General features: G+C 42.6%; 14 protein-coding genes. 2 read left to right on the top strand and 12 right to left on the bottom strand.

Annotated features, from left to right (window positions below; translation table 11 throughout):
• Positions 1 to 19: 19 nt before the first annotated feature.
• Both tpx and DFP77_RS19945 read right to left on the bottom strand, forming a co-directional pair.
• Positions 20 to 517, bottom strand: a complete 498-nt coding sequence (tpx, locus tag DFP77_RS02680; RefSeq protein WP_114410754.1) for a thiol peroxidase — start codon at positions 515 to 517, stop codon at positions 20 to 22.
• 26 nt (positions 518 to 543) lie between these two features.
• A complete protein-coding gene (locus tag DFP77_RS19945; protein WP_114410753.1) occupies positions 544 to 1,014 on the bottom strand; it encodes a cold-shock protein in 471 nt (156 codons plus the stop codon).
• 286 nt (positions 1,015 to 1,300) lie between these two features.
• Between DFP77_RS19945 and DFP77_RS02670 the strand changes: the two genes are divergently transcribed.
• Positions 1,301 to 1,513 carry a SlyX family protein gene (locus DFP77_RS02670; RefSeq protein ID WP_114410752.1) on the top strand — a complete coding sequence of 71 codons (213 nt, stop codon included), beginning with the start codon at positions 1,301 to 1,303 and terminating at the stop codon, positions 1,511 to 1,513.
• An 11-nt stretch (positions 1,514 to 1,524) separates the two neighbouring features.
• On the opposite strand, the gene DFP77_RS02665 is transcribed toward DFP77_RS02670, so the two are convergent.
• The 9 genes from DFP77_RS02665 to cysM all read right to left on the bottom strand — a co-directional run bounded on the left by DFP77_RS02665 (position 1,525) and on the right by cysM (position 12,935).
• Positions 1,525 to 2,316: a class I SAM-dependent methyltransferase gene (locus DFP77_RS02665; RefSeq protein ID WP_114410751.1), complete on the bottom strand. Its 792-nt coding sequence runs from the start codon at positions 2,314 to 2,316 to the stop codon at positions 1,525 to 1,527.
• 130 nt (positions 2,317 to 2,446) lie between these two features.
• Positions 2,447 to 3,250, bottom strand: coding sequence for an undecaprenyl-diphosphate phosphatase (locus DFP77_RS02660; protein ID WP_114410750.1), 804 nt, complete (start codon positions 3,248 to 3,250; stop codon positions 2,447 to 2,449).
• A 6-nt stretch (positions 3,251 to 3,256) separates the two neighbouring features.
• Positions 3,257 to 3,964, bottom strand: a complete 708-nt coding sequence (gene tsaB, locus DFP77_RS02655) for a tRNA (adenosine(37)-N6)-threonylcarbamoyltransferase complex dimerization subunit type 1 TsaB (protein WP_114410749.1) — start codon at positions 3,962 to 3,964, stop codon at positions 3,257 to 3,259.
• Between the two features lie 7 nt (positions 3,965 to 3,971).
• Entirely contained in the window at positions 3,972 to 4,628 is a 657-nt protein-coding gene (gene adk, locus DFP77_RS02650; RefSeq protein WP_114410748.1) for an adenylate kinase, read from the bottom strand.
• 224 nt (positions 4,629 to 4,852) lie between these two features.
• Positions 4,853 to 7,483, bottom strand: coding sequence for a phosphoenolpyruvate carboxylase (gene ppc / locus DFP77_RS02645; RefSeq protein WP_114410747.1), 2,631 nt, complete (start codon positions 7,481 to 7,483; stop codon positions 4,853 to 4,855).
• Between the two features lie 72 nt (positions 7,484 to 7,555).
• Positions 7,556 to 8,359 carry a nucleoside triphosphate pyrophosphohydrolase gene (gene mazG, locus DFP77_RS02640; protein ID WP_114410746.1) on the bottom strand — a complete coding sequence of 268 codons (804 nt, stop codon included), beginning with the start codon at positions 8,357 to 8,359 and terminating at the stop codon, positions 7,556 to 7,558.
• Positions 8,356 to 10,605, bottom strand: a complete 2,250-nt coding sequence (relA, locus tag DFP77_RS02635) for a GTP diphosphokinase (protein ID WP_114410745.1) — start codon at positions 10,603 to 10,605, stop codon at positions 8,356 to 8,358. The genes mazG and relA overlap by 4 nt, the downstream gene beginning before the upstream one ends.
• Positions 10,606 to 10,621: 16 nt before the next feature.
• Positions 10,622 to 11,938: a 23S rRNA (uracil(1939)-C(5))-methyltransferase RlmD gene (rlmD, locus tag DFP77_RS02630; protein ID WP_114410744.1), complete on the bottom strand. Its 1,317-nt coding sequence runs from the start codon at positions 11,936 to 11,938 to the stop codon at positions 10,622 to 10,624.
• Positions 11,939 to 12,041: 103 nt separating this feature from the next.
• A complete protein-coding gene (cysM, locus tag DFP77_RS02625; protein ID WP_114410743.1) occupies positions 12,042 to 12,935 on the bottom strand; it encodes a cysteine synthase CysM in 894 nt (297 codons plus the stop codon).
• Positions 12,936 to 13,382: 447 nt separating this feature from the next.
• On the opposite strand from cysM, the gene DFP77_RS02615 reads away from it, so the two are divergent.
• Positions 13,383 to 16,184, top strand: coding sequence for a response regulator (locus DFP77_RS02615; RefSeq protein WP_114410741.1), 2,802 nt, complete (start codon positions 13,383 to 13,385; stop codon positions 16,182 to 16,184).
• Here the strand turns inward: DFP77_RS02615 and acpS are convergent.
• Positions 16,151 to 16,537 (bottom strand): holo-ACP synthase, encoded by a 387-nt coding sequence (acpS, locus tag DFP77_RS02610; RefSeq protein WP_114410740.1) that lies wholly within the window; start codon positions 16,535 to 16,537, stop codon positions 16,151 to 16,153. The genes DFP77_RS02615 and acpS overlap by 34 nt on opposite strands.
• Positions 16,538 to 16,549 lie beyond the last annotated feature (12 nt).

Here is a 16,549-nt window from a genome sequence, read left to right as displayed (position 1 = left end):
CCTTTTTTATCATTATCAATTACGACAATACAGCCAAAGCCGCTTCATAATCAGGCTCATCAGCCGTTTCAGCAACTTGCTCTGTATAAATCACAGAACCCTTTTCATCCAACACCACAACTGCACGAGACAACAAACCAGTTAACGGACCAGTTGCAAAAGCAAGACCGTAATCTTTGCCGAACGTTGAACGGAAAGTAGAACCAGTATCGACATTATCAATACCTTCTGCACCACAAAAGCGCGCTGCCGCAAAAGGCAGATCAGCAGAAACGCAAATAACATTCACGCCTTTTAATGCTGCCGCAGATTCATTAAATTTACGAATAGACATGGCACAAGTCGGTGTATCAACAGATGGAAAAATGTTTAGTACCAATTTAGCGCCTTGGTAGTCTGCCAATGTAGCGACAGACAAATCCGTTTTAACAAGCTCAAACGCTGGAGCGACAGAACCCAAAACAGGAAGAGAGCCTACAGTTTCAAAAGGATTACCTTTTAATGTTACCGTTGCCATAAATACCTCTTAAATCGAATGAAAAATTAACCGCGGATTATAGATACATTTTCAGCTTGTTTGCCTTTCTCACCTTCAGTGACATAAAAGCGAACTAGTTGACCTTCAACCAAGAAACGGCGACCACGACCACGAATAGCACGGTAATGAACAAAAACATCATCACCATTTTCCATTGTTAAGAAGCCAAAGCCTTTTGAAGAGTTGAACCACTTAACCGTCCCCTGTTCACGATCATCATCTTCGTCTTCATCAGACTCAGAATCTAAACCGGCAGAACTGGCCTGGCTGACCATAGCACCAACATAAACAGACACCAAAATAAAGGCGAAATACACTAAGAAGTTTGTACCCATTTCTTCTTTCAAGACGCCCGCAATAAGCAGAGGTACAATTAAAGCAATAACAAGGCTAACGATAAACGTGCGCAAGGAAAACAAACCTGAACCAACAGAAGACCCTTTGTTATGCGAAACATTATCCTGATGATCATTCATAAAAATATATCTCTTATTAAATTGAATATTATTGTGAAGCAGAGTCTACTTACAAAAATAGACTCCGTATTAGTACATATAGTGAATAAATAAATATTATTACTAAACTCTTTTTAAATCACTGTGTGAAGCGAAAGAAGATAGTAGTAAAATACTTACCTTCATTTTAGAGCAATTTTCACGCCACCCTACACATAAAATGATCAGTAGCTACATCATATATTTGTATAGAATAGCTTATAAAATACGAATTTAGTTTCGTAAGGTTAACACACAGAAGGTATCTATGAACACCTCACAAATCAATCAACGCATCGACGAACTAGAATTCAAACTACAATTTCAAGAAGACACAATTGATAGTTTAAACCAAGCTTTGGTCAGCCAACAAAAAGACATGTTGCGGATGCAAGAAAAGCTCGTTTTATTAGGAAATCAATTAGAATCCTACCGACAGCAACAGCCCATTCAGGATGGAGATAGACCGCCGCACTATTAATATTGCGACTGCTATTCTGAGCTATCAAGAGATTTTGAAACATAAATGTCGAATCGGCCCGACTTCCCTTCCAATTGGTAAGTTGGTTCGACGTCATTTAAATAAGGTGCACCTTTAGGGCGCTTAACCACTACTCGATAATCAGCTAATGCTATTGCATAAGGCAATAAACGATCAGCATCCTCATCTTTACCAATCAAATCTCTAAAGAATGCCATTTCTTTTTTCGCCGCTGCAGAAGATTTTTCAGTATGAGGATACATAGGATCCAAATACACAACATCAAACTTCGTACTGCTATCTATAGCAGTGATATCTGTCTCCAGCAGCTGCATTTTCTCTGTAATCTCGGCCACTTCAAAATGGAATGAAGCTCGATATAAACCATCTTTTAACATAGCTCTGACAAAACCAACACGCTCACACAATGAAACAGAGCAACCAAGACACGCTAAAACGAACGCATCACGCCCTAACCCAGCAGTCGCATCAAGCACAGATAAGTTAGCACGTTTATTCAAGCCAACCGCTTTGGCTATGTCCTGCCCTTTACCACCGCCAAAGCGTCGACGATGGTCAACTGCACCAGAGGTAAAATCAACATAAACAGGTTTTGGCGCCCCTTTTCCTGTTTTAGCAACAGCAAGCCCTTCCTGTGTATTAAGCAGAAGATAATCATATTGAGAAACAAACTTAATGGGTTCACGCAAAGGCAGAAAGTCAAGATCCAGTGACTTTGACAATAAACGAGACTCAGCCTCTAACAGCTTATCAATCGTTGCTACAGCAATAGAATTAAGCAAAAGGCACTTCTCCGAAAAAGACCATAAAACAGGCTCAAAATAGGCTCAGCCTACTTTTAAAACAGCAGTAGGCTATCTAAACCGCCAGCAATGTATTTAGCCACTTTTACAACAGAATAAAGGAAAACGCTTATAAAACATAAACGATAAATAGAAGAATAAACCCTAGAACAAGGCGATATATGAAAAAGGGGAAAAAACCAATCGTGTTTAGCCATTTTAGGAACAGATAAATACAACAATAAGCACTTATCGCCGACAAAATAACGCCAGCAAGAATACTTCCCCAATCAACGGCTAAATTAGATGACGCCAGCTCAACCGCCTTTAAACCACCAGCCGCTAAAATCAAAGGAATAGACAGAAGAAAAGAAAACTTTGCCGCTGACTCACGACCAAATCCCAAAAAGCGTGCAGCAGTCATGGTAATACCGGAACGTGATGTTCCAGGAATTAATGCAAGAGCTTGAGCAAAACCAATACAAAGAACACTCTTTATACCGAAATCACGCTCTGTTTTATTCGATGTACCGTATTTATCAGAAAACCAAAGCAAAACACCAAAGCCGATAGTGGTATACGCAATAACCTCTAAAGAACGTAAGTGTGTACTGATAAAGCCATCAAACAGCAAACCTGCTGCGCAAGCCGGTAAGGTAGCTAACACGATCCACCAAGCTAGACGACTTTCAGGTGTAGACTGTCTAGTCTTTAGGGACACAAACCAAGCAACAACAATGGCAAAAATATCTTTCCTAAAATAGCCAAGGATGGCCATTAAAGTGCCAACATGAACCGCGACATCAAAGGCCAAACCTTGGTCTGGCCAATGAAGCAACTGAGCTGGGAGAATTAAATGAGCAGAACTTGAAATTGGCAGAAACTCAGTAAGACCCTGTATTACTGCCAAAAAAACAATGTGATACCACAACATAATTTGTTATCGCTTTCCTATCCGTGGAGCTTGCTTTTCCCAGCTTATTTCATCTCTCAAATAGGTCGGTATTGCTTCGTAAGAAGATACCGTCGCACCCTGTTGAAATTGAAGCATAGCTAGATCAGCAATACACGCTGCTCGAGGAGCAGCGTCCGTTAATATGTACTCTGGAGCAGCAGGCATTAATGAACTAAGAATGTCTTCATAACACCAGCCAGAACCTACGCCGTTATAGTGTTCAGTAAAACCTTTTAGGGATTCAGGCTTCACAACACACTCATCAATCAATGACTCTATTACATAGCGGCCTTCCACTTTATTAACAGTGTAACCACCCATGTAAATTTCGCCCATACGGGCATCAAGTGCAGCCAGCCAACGATTTTTTCCCGTTTTCTGAAAACCTTCCAGAGATAGTGCCGCCAATGTCGATACAGGAATAACAGGCAAATCAGCACCAAAGGCAAGCCCCTGCACAACACCCGCACTTATTCTCAGACCAGTAAAAGAGCCAGGCCCTCTTCCAAATGCGATAGCATCTAGATCTGACAGGGTAATACCAGCTTGGTCTAGAATTTGATCGACCATAGGAAGAATCAAATCATTATGAAGACGTGGCGCCATGCGAAAATCTTCTAACACAGCGCCATTTATGTTCAACGCCACAGAACAAGCTGGCGTTGACGTATCAAGAGCTAAAATCACCGACATGAAGTAATTAAGCCTTTAGTGATTCTAAAAGACTTTGCTTAATGTCATTCAAATCACCAATACCATTAACCTTGACGAACTTAGGAGCCGTTGAGCTATCTGATTTTAACCAATCTTGGTAATAACCAATCAGTGGCGCTGTTTGATCATGGTAAACACCTAAACGAAGACGAACAGTCTCTTCTGTATCATCGGCACGCTGCACAAGGTCATCGCCCGTTACATCGTCCTTACCTTCTACTTTCGGCGGGTTGTACACAATGTGGTATGTACGACCTGACGCTTCATGGACACGACGTCCACTCATGCGCTTAACAATCTCTTCATCTGGAACATCGATTTCAACAACATAATCGATCTTAACACCAGCGTCTTTTAAAGCATCCGCTTGAGGAATCGTACGAGGAAAGCCATCAAAAAGCGCGCCATTCACACAATCATCTTGTGTTAGGCGTTCTTTTACTAAGCCAATAATAATGTCATCTGAAACAAGCTGACCTGCGTCCATAACCGCTTTGGCTTTTAAACCCATTTCGCTTCCTGCTTTCACGGCGGCACGCAGCATGTCTCCAGTAGAGATTTGTGGAATACCAAACTCTTCTGTAATAAATTGAGCTTGAGTGCCTTTACCAGCGCCTGGCGCACCTAATAATATTACTCGCATAAACGTCTCCAAAAGACAGCGTTAACTGATAAGCAAGGCTAACTGACACAGCGCACCATCAACGTGCAAAAAGCACGGCAGCACTATGAAAAATTACACCATTTGCATACTAATAAATTGAATGGCCGCCAAGCATACCCAAGCAGCCATCCTTTATGCAAATTTACGTGCCTTTTTTTATGTTTTTCTTACTCATACTGAGCATTTATTAACCATATTTACTATTAGCCCGTATTTTGCATACCACTAGCAATCCCAGCCATGGTAATCATTAGAGCTTTATTAACCTCGGCGTTATCTTCGTCTTTGCGACTACGATACAAAAGCTCTGCCTGTAAATAATGCAGTGGATCAATATAAGGGTTACGAACATCAATAGATTGACGAATCGTTTTATTATCTTCAATTAAGCGCTCTTGTTTTTTCAGCATTTTCACAAGCTCACTTACTTGCTTTAGCTTGCCTCGTAACAAGCGTCCTAACCCCTGAAGCTCTTCACCAACCAACCGCTTTTCATAATATTCAGCAATTTCAGGCTCAGCCTTCGCCAACACCATGTCGAGCATGTCTAAGTAAGCACCAAAGAAAGGCCATTTCTTATGCATTTCACGCAACTTTTCTAAATTACCGGACTCAACTCCTTGCTGTAATGCACTCTCGGCACCCAACCAAGCAGGCAGCATGAGACGAATTTGCATCCAAGCAAAAATCCAAGGAATGGCCCGCAAACTTTCAACTCCGCCATCAGAACGGCGACGAGCAGGACGCGATCCCAACGGCAACTTAGCCAACTCTTGTTCAGGTGTAGTTGCTCTAAAGTAAGGAACAAAGTCCTCGTGACCACGAACAATAGACCGATACTGATTCATCCCCACTTCTGCCATCTCATCCATAATGGCACGCCATTCCTCTTTCGGTAGCTCGGCAGGAATCAAAGACGCCTCCATAACAGCAGAGCAGTACAATTCTAAGGAGCGTACAGCAATATCAGGGATACCAAACTTGAAGCGAATCATCTCGCCTTGTTCGGTCACTCGAATAGCCCCATTAACAGAGCCAGGCGGCTGCGACAAAATCGCCACATGGGCAGGGCCACCGCCGCGACCAACTGTGCCACCGCGCCCATGAAATAATGTCAGATGAATTCCGTGCTTTTTACACAAGCGAGTCAAGGCTTCTTGCGCTCTGTACTGCCCCCATGTTGCCGCAATTTGCCCTGCATCTTTGGCCGAGTCAGAATAACCAATCATCACTTCCTGTTGACCGTTGATATAGGATTTATACCAAGGCAATGAAAATAATTGCTCGATAATAGGCTCTGCATTATCCAAATCCGCTAAGGTTTCAAACAATGGAACAATTCGCATGGGAAAAGTTACACCCGATTCTTTCAGCATTAAAGCAACAGCCAATACATCAGAAGGCGCGCTAGCCATTGAAATGACATAAGAGCCAAATGAATTCTGCTGACCATTTGAAATCATCTTAAAGGTATCAAGGACTTCTTTAACTTCTGCCGTTGGCGTCCACTCCATAGGTAAAAGTGGACGCTTGGAGTTTAACTCTGTCAATAGAAAGGCTTGTCGAGAAGCTTCATCCCACTCGGCATAATCTCCTAACCCATAAAAGCGGGTAATCGCTGATAAAGCGTCGATATGGCGAGAAGCATCCTGACGAACATCCAAACGCACTAGCGTTGCCCCAAAGGTGGCCGCACAACGAATAAGGTCAAGTAATGACCCATTGGCAATCACCTTCATCCCGCAATCTAACAACGACTGATAACAAAGAATCAGATCATCGGTGAGTTCTTGTATATCAAGAAAAATATCATCATCTGTCGTCGGCTTACCTTCCAAACTGGCTTTCGCCCAATTTTTGGTAGCAAGCATCTTATTTTCTAGGTGACGTAACACTTCACGATAAGGTTGAGCGCTATCCCCCACTCGTTCACGCAGAGCTGCATTGCACTGAGTCATCGAGAATTCGGAACGTAATATATTCAAGTCTTTAATATAAAGGTCTGCCGCCATCCAGCGAGCCAATAATGTAACTTCTTTGGTTACCGTATGGGTCACATTTGGATTACCATCTCGGTCGCCGCCCATCCAAGTTGCAAAGCGAATCGGAGCCAGATCTAATGGCAGGCGGTCTTCTTTTGAAAACTCACTAAACTGCTCATCGAGTTGGCGAAAAAAGCGTGGTACCGCTTGCCATAAAGACTGCTCTATAACCGCAAACCCCCACTTAGCCTCATCAACAGGAGTTGGTCGTTCTTCACGAATTTCATCGGTATGCCACGCTTGAGTAATAATTTCTTTCAGTCGTCTTACGTGTTTTGTTTCCTCTAGTGGCAAGATATTATCTTTATCCAGAGCCTCTAGTTCAGTGGAAATATTGTCATATTTACGAATCAAAGAACGGCGTACTACTTCAGTAGGATGCGCAGTTAGCACCAGCTCAATAGATTGTGATTGCAAAGAATCGATCATTTGCTCGGCAGTAAAATTTTGCTTATCAAGACGAGCCAACAAATCCCCTACAGGATTATGATAAACACCTAAACTCTCGTTTGTGCGTCTACGATGAACTCGGTGATACTGCTCTGCAATATTGGACAGGTTTAAGAACTGGTTAAAAGCCCTAGCTACTGGAACAATTTCTTTGTCGTCTAACTCTTCTAAGGCTTGAATAAGAGCGGCAGAGTCACCTGATTGACGTCCATCCTTTGAAAGCAGTCGAATATTTTCTACTTTTTCAAGAAAACCTTCTCCTAAATGATTACTCATACTTTCGCCAAGACAATCTCCTAGCAACCTAACATTTTCACGTAATGACGCCTGACGATCACTCACTTCACCCTCCTAATCTTGCTAATCACACCTATTTATTCAAAGGTATTTTTATTATCCGATCAAAAATCAAACTCACAAACCTTCACGTTTAGCTTGATCCCAATAATTATCCAGTTCCCTTAAAGAACAATCTATTAGCCTTTTATTTTGCTCCGATACAAGTGCTTCAATTCTAGCAAACCGTCTGCGGAATTTAACATTAGTTTTATTTAGAGCGACATCAGGGGACACATCAAGATGACGAGACAAATTCGTCATCGCAAACAAGACATCCCCCATTTCTTCTTCTATATGGAGCTGATTTTGCTCTTTGATCGCCTCTTCAAGCTCATCCAACTCTTCTCGAATCTTGTCAAAAACAGGCTCAATATTTGGCCAATCAAAGCCCACTTTCGACACTTTTTTCTGAATTTTAACGGCTTGCATTAAGGCAGGCATGGACACTGGCACATCCGCTAACATACTCTCTTTTTTATCGCCCTTTTCTTGCGCCTTAATTTGCTGCCATTGCTCTGCAATTTCTTGATCCGTTAAAGCTGTCGGTTCGCCAAAACGCGTGATATCAGCGTCTGGAAAGACATGAGGATGACGTCGCAGCATTTTCTTAACAATACCAGCAGCAATATCTTCAAAGGAAAAATACTGTTCCTCTTCGGCCATTTGCGCATAAAAAATCACTTGAAACAGTAAATCCCCAAGCTCTTCTTTTAAGTGCTCAAAATCTTCTCGCTCAATAGCATCTAACACTTCATAAGCTTCTTCGAGAGTGTAAGGAGCAATACTTTTGTAGGTTTGCTTTTTATCCCAGGCACAGCCAAATTGCTCATCTCTCAAGCATTTCATTAGATATTGCAATTGGGTAATGGCGTTACTCAAAAGTCTCTCTCTCTAAATACATTTAAAACGTTTGGAAGCTGGTTAATACGATGAAGCAGCTTACTTAACACACTCAACTCGCCCACCTCGATAGTAAAACGTATGCTCGCCGTATGATTTTCCTTTGCAGACAAAGTATTCATTGACAATAAATTGACCTTCTCGTTGGCAAGTAAGCTCGTAATATCATTAAGCAAACCTGTACGATCATAAGCTTCGACCTGAATGTTCACAGGATACTGATTGTCTAGCTCTTCACCCCAGCTTACATCAATGATTCGTTCAGGCTCGTCCAGCCCTAACTGAACGATATTAATACAATCCTGCCTATGTACCGACACACCACGTCCTTGGGTAATAAAACCAACGATATCGTCCCCAGGAATTGGCGTGCAGCATTTGGCCATTTGGGTGAGTAATTTACCAACACCCAATATATGAACATCGTTATCAGATGATTTATGGCGGCTCTTCTTAAGGCGAATTGGACGTGTAGGGGCCGTTTCACCGTTAAGATTGTAGAAGTCATCAATCACTCTTAGAACGCGCGCTAACTGTATATCGCCAGCACCTAATGCGACGTACACTTCTTCAGCATAAGAAAAGTTAAAGCGTGATGATATCGCTTGTAAATCAATACGATTATCTTCAAGCCCTAGACGCTTTAGCTGTTTATCTAATAGATGCTTACCCGCTTCGAGGTTTTTCTCTCGATCTTCTTTTCTAAACCAATTCTGAATTTTGGCTCTGGCACGGTTAGTTTGAACATAACCCAATGTAGGGTGAAGCCAATCGCGACTTGGCCCCCCTTCTTTAGTGGTTAATATTTCGACTTTATCGCCCGTTTTGAGGTGCGTCACCAAAGAGATAATCTTGCCGTTTACTTTCGCACCTCGGCAGCGATGACCAATTTCCGTGTGAACACGGTAAGCAAAATCAACGGGAGTAGCGTTAATCGGCAAATCAACCACATGACCATCAGGCGTAAAGACGTAAATACGGTCCTGCTCTATGTCACTACGAACTTGTTCAGACAAAGACTCCAAATCACCTTGAACTTCATGGAAATCTAAAATAGTACGCAGCCACTGCAACTTCTCTTCATAGCTAGTGCTGTTAGAGCTTAAGTCTGTACCTTTGTATTTCCAATGCGCACACACACCAAGCTCCGCATCTTCATGCATCTTATGTGTACGAATTTGGATCTCAAGGGCTCGCCCTTGAGGACCGACCACCGCAGTATGCAATGACTGATAGCCGTTAGATTTAGGGTTACTGATGTAATCATCAAATTCTTGGGGAATGGGACGCCATAAATTATGAACAACACCAAGAACACCGTAACACTCCATTGGTTCATCCACCAAGATACGCACGGCACGCACATCATAGACTTCATCGAAGCCTATATTTTTACGCTTCATTTTTCGCCAAATACTGTAGATGTGCTTGGCACGTCCCATTAGATCGGCGTGAATATTAATGGCTTTTAGTCGTTCATCTAGCAAAGAGATAACATCGTCAATGAATTGCTGACGATCTAAGCGCTTTTCATCCAACCAGGTAGCAATACGTTTGTAGTCAGAAGGGTATAGGTAACGAAATGACAGATCTTCCAGCTCCCATTTGATATGGCCAATGCCTAAACGATGAGCCAATGGGGCATAAACACTTTGTACCTCTAAAGCAACGGCAACACGTCGCTCTTCACTTTGGTGCTTCGCTTCTTTGATTGCACAGGCGCGCTCAGCCAGCTTAATCAATACAACACGAACATCATCAATAATAGAGACTAACATTTTACGTAAGGATTCTAATTGATTCTCACTACTTCCAAGCACTTCTGCTGCCGTATCCGCCGTGAGGTTCTTAGAAACCTCACCCATTTTTATGACACCTTCGACAATCAGAGCAACCTTACGGCCAAACATATCCGTGACTCGGGAAATAGGAAGCTGGTCTTCTCTTACTGCGCGATATACAGCTGCAGCCACTAAAGAGTCTTGATCCGCTCGAAAGCCGGACAAAATTTCGACCATTTCTAGTCCGGCTCGAAAAGTACTCGCCTGCGCTCCCCAATAGGATGGTCTTGCGCTTTGCAATTCTGCCTGTCTGGCTAATTCACAAGCCATTCGCAATGGCACTCTAGCACTGTCATCGATTAAATGAGAAAAGTGCCCCATCCAACCATCAATGTCCACGCTACCATCATCTAATACAGGGTGATCTTTTCTTACCGTTACCATTTATCCGCCCTTCAAGTTACTTCTTTTTTTGCAACAACATCATCGTCTCAACATGGGAAGTTTGCGGAAACATATCCATCAAACTAACTCGCAAAACACGATATCCTTTTGCAACTAGATATTCGGCATCCCTTGCTAAAGTAGAAGCATTGCAAGAAACATACAATATTTGTATTGGTGCAATTTTTATTATGCTGTCTAAGAATTCAAATGCTCCCGCACGAGGAGGATCAAGCAGCACTTTTGTTATTTGTTTGTTAATAAGCCCATTTTCAACTGGCTGAGTCAAGTCTGCAGCAACAAATGCGACATTATCCAGTCCATTACGTTGCGCATTTTGACGCGCAGCTTCTACCATAGAAGCTTGTACTTCAACGCCAATGACTTTTTGCGCATGCTGAGCCAATGGCAACGAAAAGTTCCCCACTCCACAAAATAAATCCAACACAATATCTTGATTATTTAACATCAGCCAATCAATTGCTTGCGTCACCATTTTCTGATTCATCGCGGCATTTACCTGGATAAAATCTTGAGGGTGATAATTCAATTTCAACCCGCCAAGCTCATAATGACGCATTTTTTCTAATGACACCTCAGCCTTGCTCGCTTTTGGTGCTTGCCAATATAGAGTAACTTGATCTTTTTGCGCCCAGCTTTCCCATGCTTCTTTGAGCACATCAGTCACGTCAAAGTTCAATCGAAACAAAACTGATATACCTTTTGTATCTTCTAATAACTCAATATGCCCAAGCAAACCTGCTAGTTCATTTTGCAACAAGGCATTTTTTAGCGACTGAAAGGTTTTTTGCAAAGGGGGGGTAAGAACAACACATTGATCGATCGAAACGATATCGCTTGAAGACTTTCCACGAAAGCCCATCGCCACCACACCTTTTTTTTGATCAATGGCTATGCGGGCTCGGCGGCGATATTGTGTAGAGACATCCGAAAGAGGTTCAAAGTTTTGAGTCGTAACGACTTTACGCAACTGCCCTTGCAACCAATCAGTTTTTGCAGCTAATTGCCTCTCATCAGTTAAATGCTGAAAGCTACAACCGCCACAAATAGAAAAGTGTGGGCAGACAGGATCAACTCGGTAGTCGCTTGGCTCGATAATGGAATGTAAAACGGCTTCATCAAAACGACGCCCCGCTTTAATCACTTGTGCAGTCACTGATTCACCAGGCAAAGCCCCTTCAATAAAGGTAACTTTGCCATCTAGACGGGCAACACCTTTGGCTTCATGAGTGATACCTTCTACATGATAGGTCTGCACAGGCCCCATCACATGGGGTTTGGTTATTCGACGAGGGGATGTTCTTCTTCTCAAAGGAGGCTCTCTTGTTCCTGAGTATAGGATAAACGCCCCCCCATTCTATCTCATCTATTAGTAGAACTGTACGCGAAAGCGAGCCTTAATAGCCATTGATCACTCAGCCATCAAACACGCCCGTTGAAAGGTAGCGATCTCCACGGTCACATACAATCGCGACGATAACGGCATCACTCAACTGTTTAGACAATTCTATCGCCATTGCCACAGAGCCACCTGAAGAAACACCACAAAAAATACCTTCTTCTTTCGCTAAACGGCGCATTGTTGTTTCCGCAGCGTCTTGCGACACATCCATCACAGTATCCACTCTGCTGTCGTCAAATATCGAAGGCAAATACTCTTTTGGCCAACGACGAATCCCTGGGATACTCGAACCGTCTTGGGGCTGAAGACCAACAATTTGAATTTCTTTATTCTGCTCTTTCAAATAATGCGATACCCCCATAATGGTACCAGTAGTCCCCATCGAGCTAACAAAGTGCGTTATCGTTCCTTGTGTTTGCTGCCAAATTTCAGGCCCTGTGGTTAGGTAGTGCGCATTAGGGTTGTCTTGATTAGCAAACTGGTTCAAGACGACACCAACACCTTGTTCTTGCATCTCTTGGGCAAGGTCGCGGGCCCTTTCCATGCCCTCCTCTTTTGTCACCAAATGCAATATGGCACCATAAGCCGTCATTGCAGACTTTCGTTCTTGGCTCATGTTATCCGGCATGATCAGGTGCATTTTATAGCCCTTGATTGCCGCAGCCATGGCCAAAGCAATCCCTGTATTACCACTTGTCGCCTCGATTAAACTGTCACCGGGCTTGATGTCACCGCGAAGTTCAGCTTGAAGTATCATATTTAATGCAGGGCGATCTTTTACTGACCCTGCCGGGTTTTGGCCTTCAAGCTTTAATAAAATGGTATTACTCGGGTTTGGGTTGATACGCTGTAAGCGAACCAGAGGAGTTTGTCCAATTAAGGACTCGATGCTAGGGTATTGGATCATAAAAAACTTCATTGACATTGATGACTTAGGGAATGAAACTTAACGCATTAGGCCTATTTAAGACCACTTACGCCCAACAGTACAATAAGAAAGCGTTATAAACTTAGTGTCAGTTTCTCATTTTGAAAAATAAAACAGGTTACTCTACCTTTTTAGGTAGGTAAAATCTGGTGCTTACACTCCGTCTGGACTAACCATATGCGCTCTACACGCTTTTTCACAATGCTTTTTTTATCGCTAATAATAAGCAGTTGTGACAAGCCAGCAGAAGATTTTTCAGAGCTAAGCAACGCAGAACTGCGTAAAGCTTGGCGAGCATGTGCTTACCTCGACTCCGCGTCCAGTGATGATATAAAGACATGTGAAAACTATGAAAAAGAATGTGGCACACGTAAAAAACAAGGCAGCTTAGCATGCTACTAATCTTCTATAGCGATGGCTCTCACAATGAAAACCCCTTTTGTTAACGTCTCCTCACTGAGCCTAAATAGTAAGTTATTTTGGGTATTATTCACTCCCGCATTCATTGTCTCTTTGCTGGTTGCCATCTTCTTACTATCGACACGCTTTAGTGATTTAAATCGGAACCTACACGAGCAATCGCGTCACATTACAGAACAAGTCTCAATAACCAGCGCCTACGCGATTGTGTTTTCCGACCAAAATATGATGTATCGGATCTTACAAAACGCGCTAAACAATCCAAACATAAGCAGCGTACAACTCTTCAACAGCGAACAAAAAATCATTGCAGAATTAGGCAATGCATCAACTCAGGACAGACCTTTTTTTCCAGAAAAGAATGAAATAACAGAATATGATGACCGTCTCGAATCTATTACCGCCATCCACTATACAAGTAACTCTCTCGACGGTATTTTTAACAGTCAAACAGACCCTTTCAATACGCAAGATCAGCGAAGCTTAATTGGGTGGGTCAAAATTGAATCGAATAAAGCTTCTCTGCGATTAGAAAAGTATCAATACTCTAGCTTGGTCATTTTCACTTTTCTGCTTTTTAACATCGCCATGATCTTATGCGCGTTTCATACTTCAAAAACACTGACCCAACCAATTAACAAACTGGCTTCTGTATTAGGCAAACTGGTTAAAGGCCAATTCTCCACCGCTAAGTTGATGAAACTGCCAGCAGAATATACCTCGATCCAAAGAGACTTGCTCGATTTAACAGAAAGGCTGGAATACCATAATGAAGAGTTGGTTTCAGGTATAGAGCAGTCAACAGAAGACATTCGTCGTAGCCTGGATAGCATGGAAGAAAAAAGTGCACAGCTGCACATAGCAAACCGCGAAGCTATGGAATCAAATCGTTTAAAGTCGCAATTTTTAGCCAACATAAGTCATGAGGTAAGAACCCCTCTAAACGCTATTCTAGGGTATACAAAAACACTGCAAAAAGACATTACGGATCCCCAACACCGCCTCTACGTTGACACGATTGAGCAATCCACCAACAGTCTACTGGCCATTATTGGTGATATTTTAGACTTTTCTAAAATTGAAGCAGGGAAATTAAGCTTAGAAAGTAATCACTTTAACCTTAAAACCTTGATAGACGATGTTTACCAGACATTAAGTATCAACTTGCTCAGCAAGGAAAAACAAATTGATCTAGTCCCTGAGTTTGGGCTGGATGTACCGGAATGGTTTATTGGCGACAGCACTCGAGTACGTCAAATTATAACCAACTTGATCGGCAACGCAATTAAGTTCACGCATCAAGGTTCCGTAAGAACCCGCGTTGCTATCGCTACTGAGAATGATCAAGATATCAGTCTGTCATTTCAAATTATCGATACAGGTATTGGCATCGCAGAAAACAAGATTCATCGTTTGTTTAAACCTTTTTCCCAAGTCGACACCAGCACTACAAGGCAGTTTGGCGGAACAGGGTTGGGATTAGTGATAACCAAAAAACTTGTTGAACAAATGAACGGCAAAATTGAAATAAGCAGTGACCCAAGTATTGGCTCGACCTTCCGCTTCACGATCACACTTAAGAAATCAACCAAAATCAAAAGCGACCCCACCCCTCTCGAACTTCATACCCTTATACTCGAACCTAGCTCCACCTATAAAAGTTATTTGAACAACTACCTAAACAGTATCGGGGTGACTTGCAGTACATGTTCAGATGTTGAACAAACCGTTGCCTTATTAAACAAACAACATGACAAAATCGATGCTATTTTATTAAGCGTTATACCAAACGAGCAAAGTATTTGCGAAATTCGAGAGCTCATCATGTATTCAACACAACAATTCTCCATACCTTGCATACTAATGATCCAGCCACCGGGACAGATTACACATTACCCAGACCTGAAGGACATTTGCAGTGATGTTCTGCTAAAGCCAATCAGCCATGATCGTCTTTATCATGCTCTTCAGCACTTAGGAATGAGTCCGGTCACGACTCCTCAGCCCCAGAAAATCGGCGCACAGCGAGAAAAAATTAAAGGCCTTAGTGTGCTCGCCGTTGATGACTCGCCGATCAATCTACAATTACTTAACCATTGGCTGATACCAATAGGCCTAGAGGTCACTTTGGCCTACAGCGGACAACAGGCTATAGATCTGGCGATGAATAAACACTTCGACCTAATTTTTATGGACATTCAAATGCCAGAAATGGATGGTATGGAAGCAACCCAGCACCTAAGGCAACTAAATGCCTATAAAAATACACCTATTATTGCTCTAACAGCACATGCGCTGGGGTCAGAGCAGCAACAGATGCTCAGCAGTGGCATGAATGCCTACCTAACCAAACCTATTGACGAAGACGTGCTGATTAGTACGATCGAAAAATGGTGCGCCAACACAGACTCTTTTCAAGATCAGGTTAATGCTAAGCTGATTGGCATTTTTGACTTAGAAAAAGCCCTGTCCATTGTGGACGGCAAAGAAGAGATCGCAAAAGAGATGTTTGATATGTTGGCGGACTCACTCAGCGCGGAGAAGAAGCTGATTAAGCATCACTTAGAAAACAAAGACACCAAAAAACTGATTGAAGTGGTTCACAGAATACACGGCGCCTCAAAATACACTGGCACAGTTAATATTGCACGCAATGCAAATTTTCTAGAAACTCATTTGAAAGAACTTGGAATGGAAGACGCCGAGGGCGTCACCGAAGACTTTGTAGAAGCCATCGATGAACTACTAGCTCATCGTCAGCTTATCCCTTGGACTCAATCCTTAGATTCAAGCACCACAAAGGCCTGAGCATAAGCCTTTTCATCCGTTAAGCTCAAATGCCACGAAACAGAAAAATCATAACGGGAAGAAATGACATCATCAACGATGAGAATTGGCTGTCCTGTAGGCAAATTCATTACACTAAAGTGCTGGAAGCTCACCCCTGAACCAATCCCCGTCCCTAACGCTTTCACTGCAGCTTCTTTCGCAGCAAAACGTTTCGCAACATATGCGATAGCCTTATCTTCATTGGCAATGCCTTGCCAGCATTTTTTCTCGTCTTCGGTCAGGATACGATCAATAAAACGCTCTCCCAAACGCGCGATAGACTTCGCAATACGAGCAATTTCTACCAGGTCAGTTCCAACACCAATAATCAAGTGACAACCTCT

It is taken from the genome of Marinomonas foliarum (genome assembly GCF_003337275.1).
GTDB lineage: Bacteria > Pseudomonadota > Gammaproteobacteria > Pseudomonadales > Marinomonadaceae > Marinomonas > Marinomonas foliarum.
This window is presented reverse-complemented; position numbering and strand designations above follow the sequence as displayed.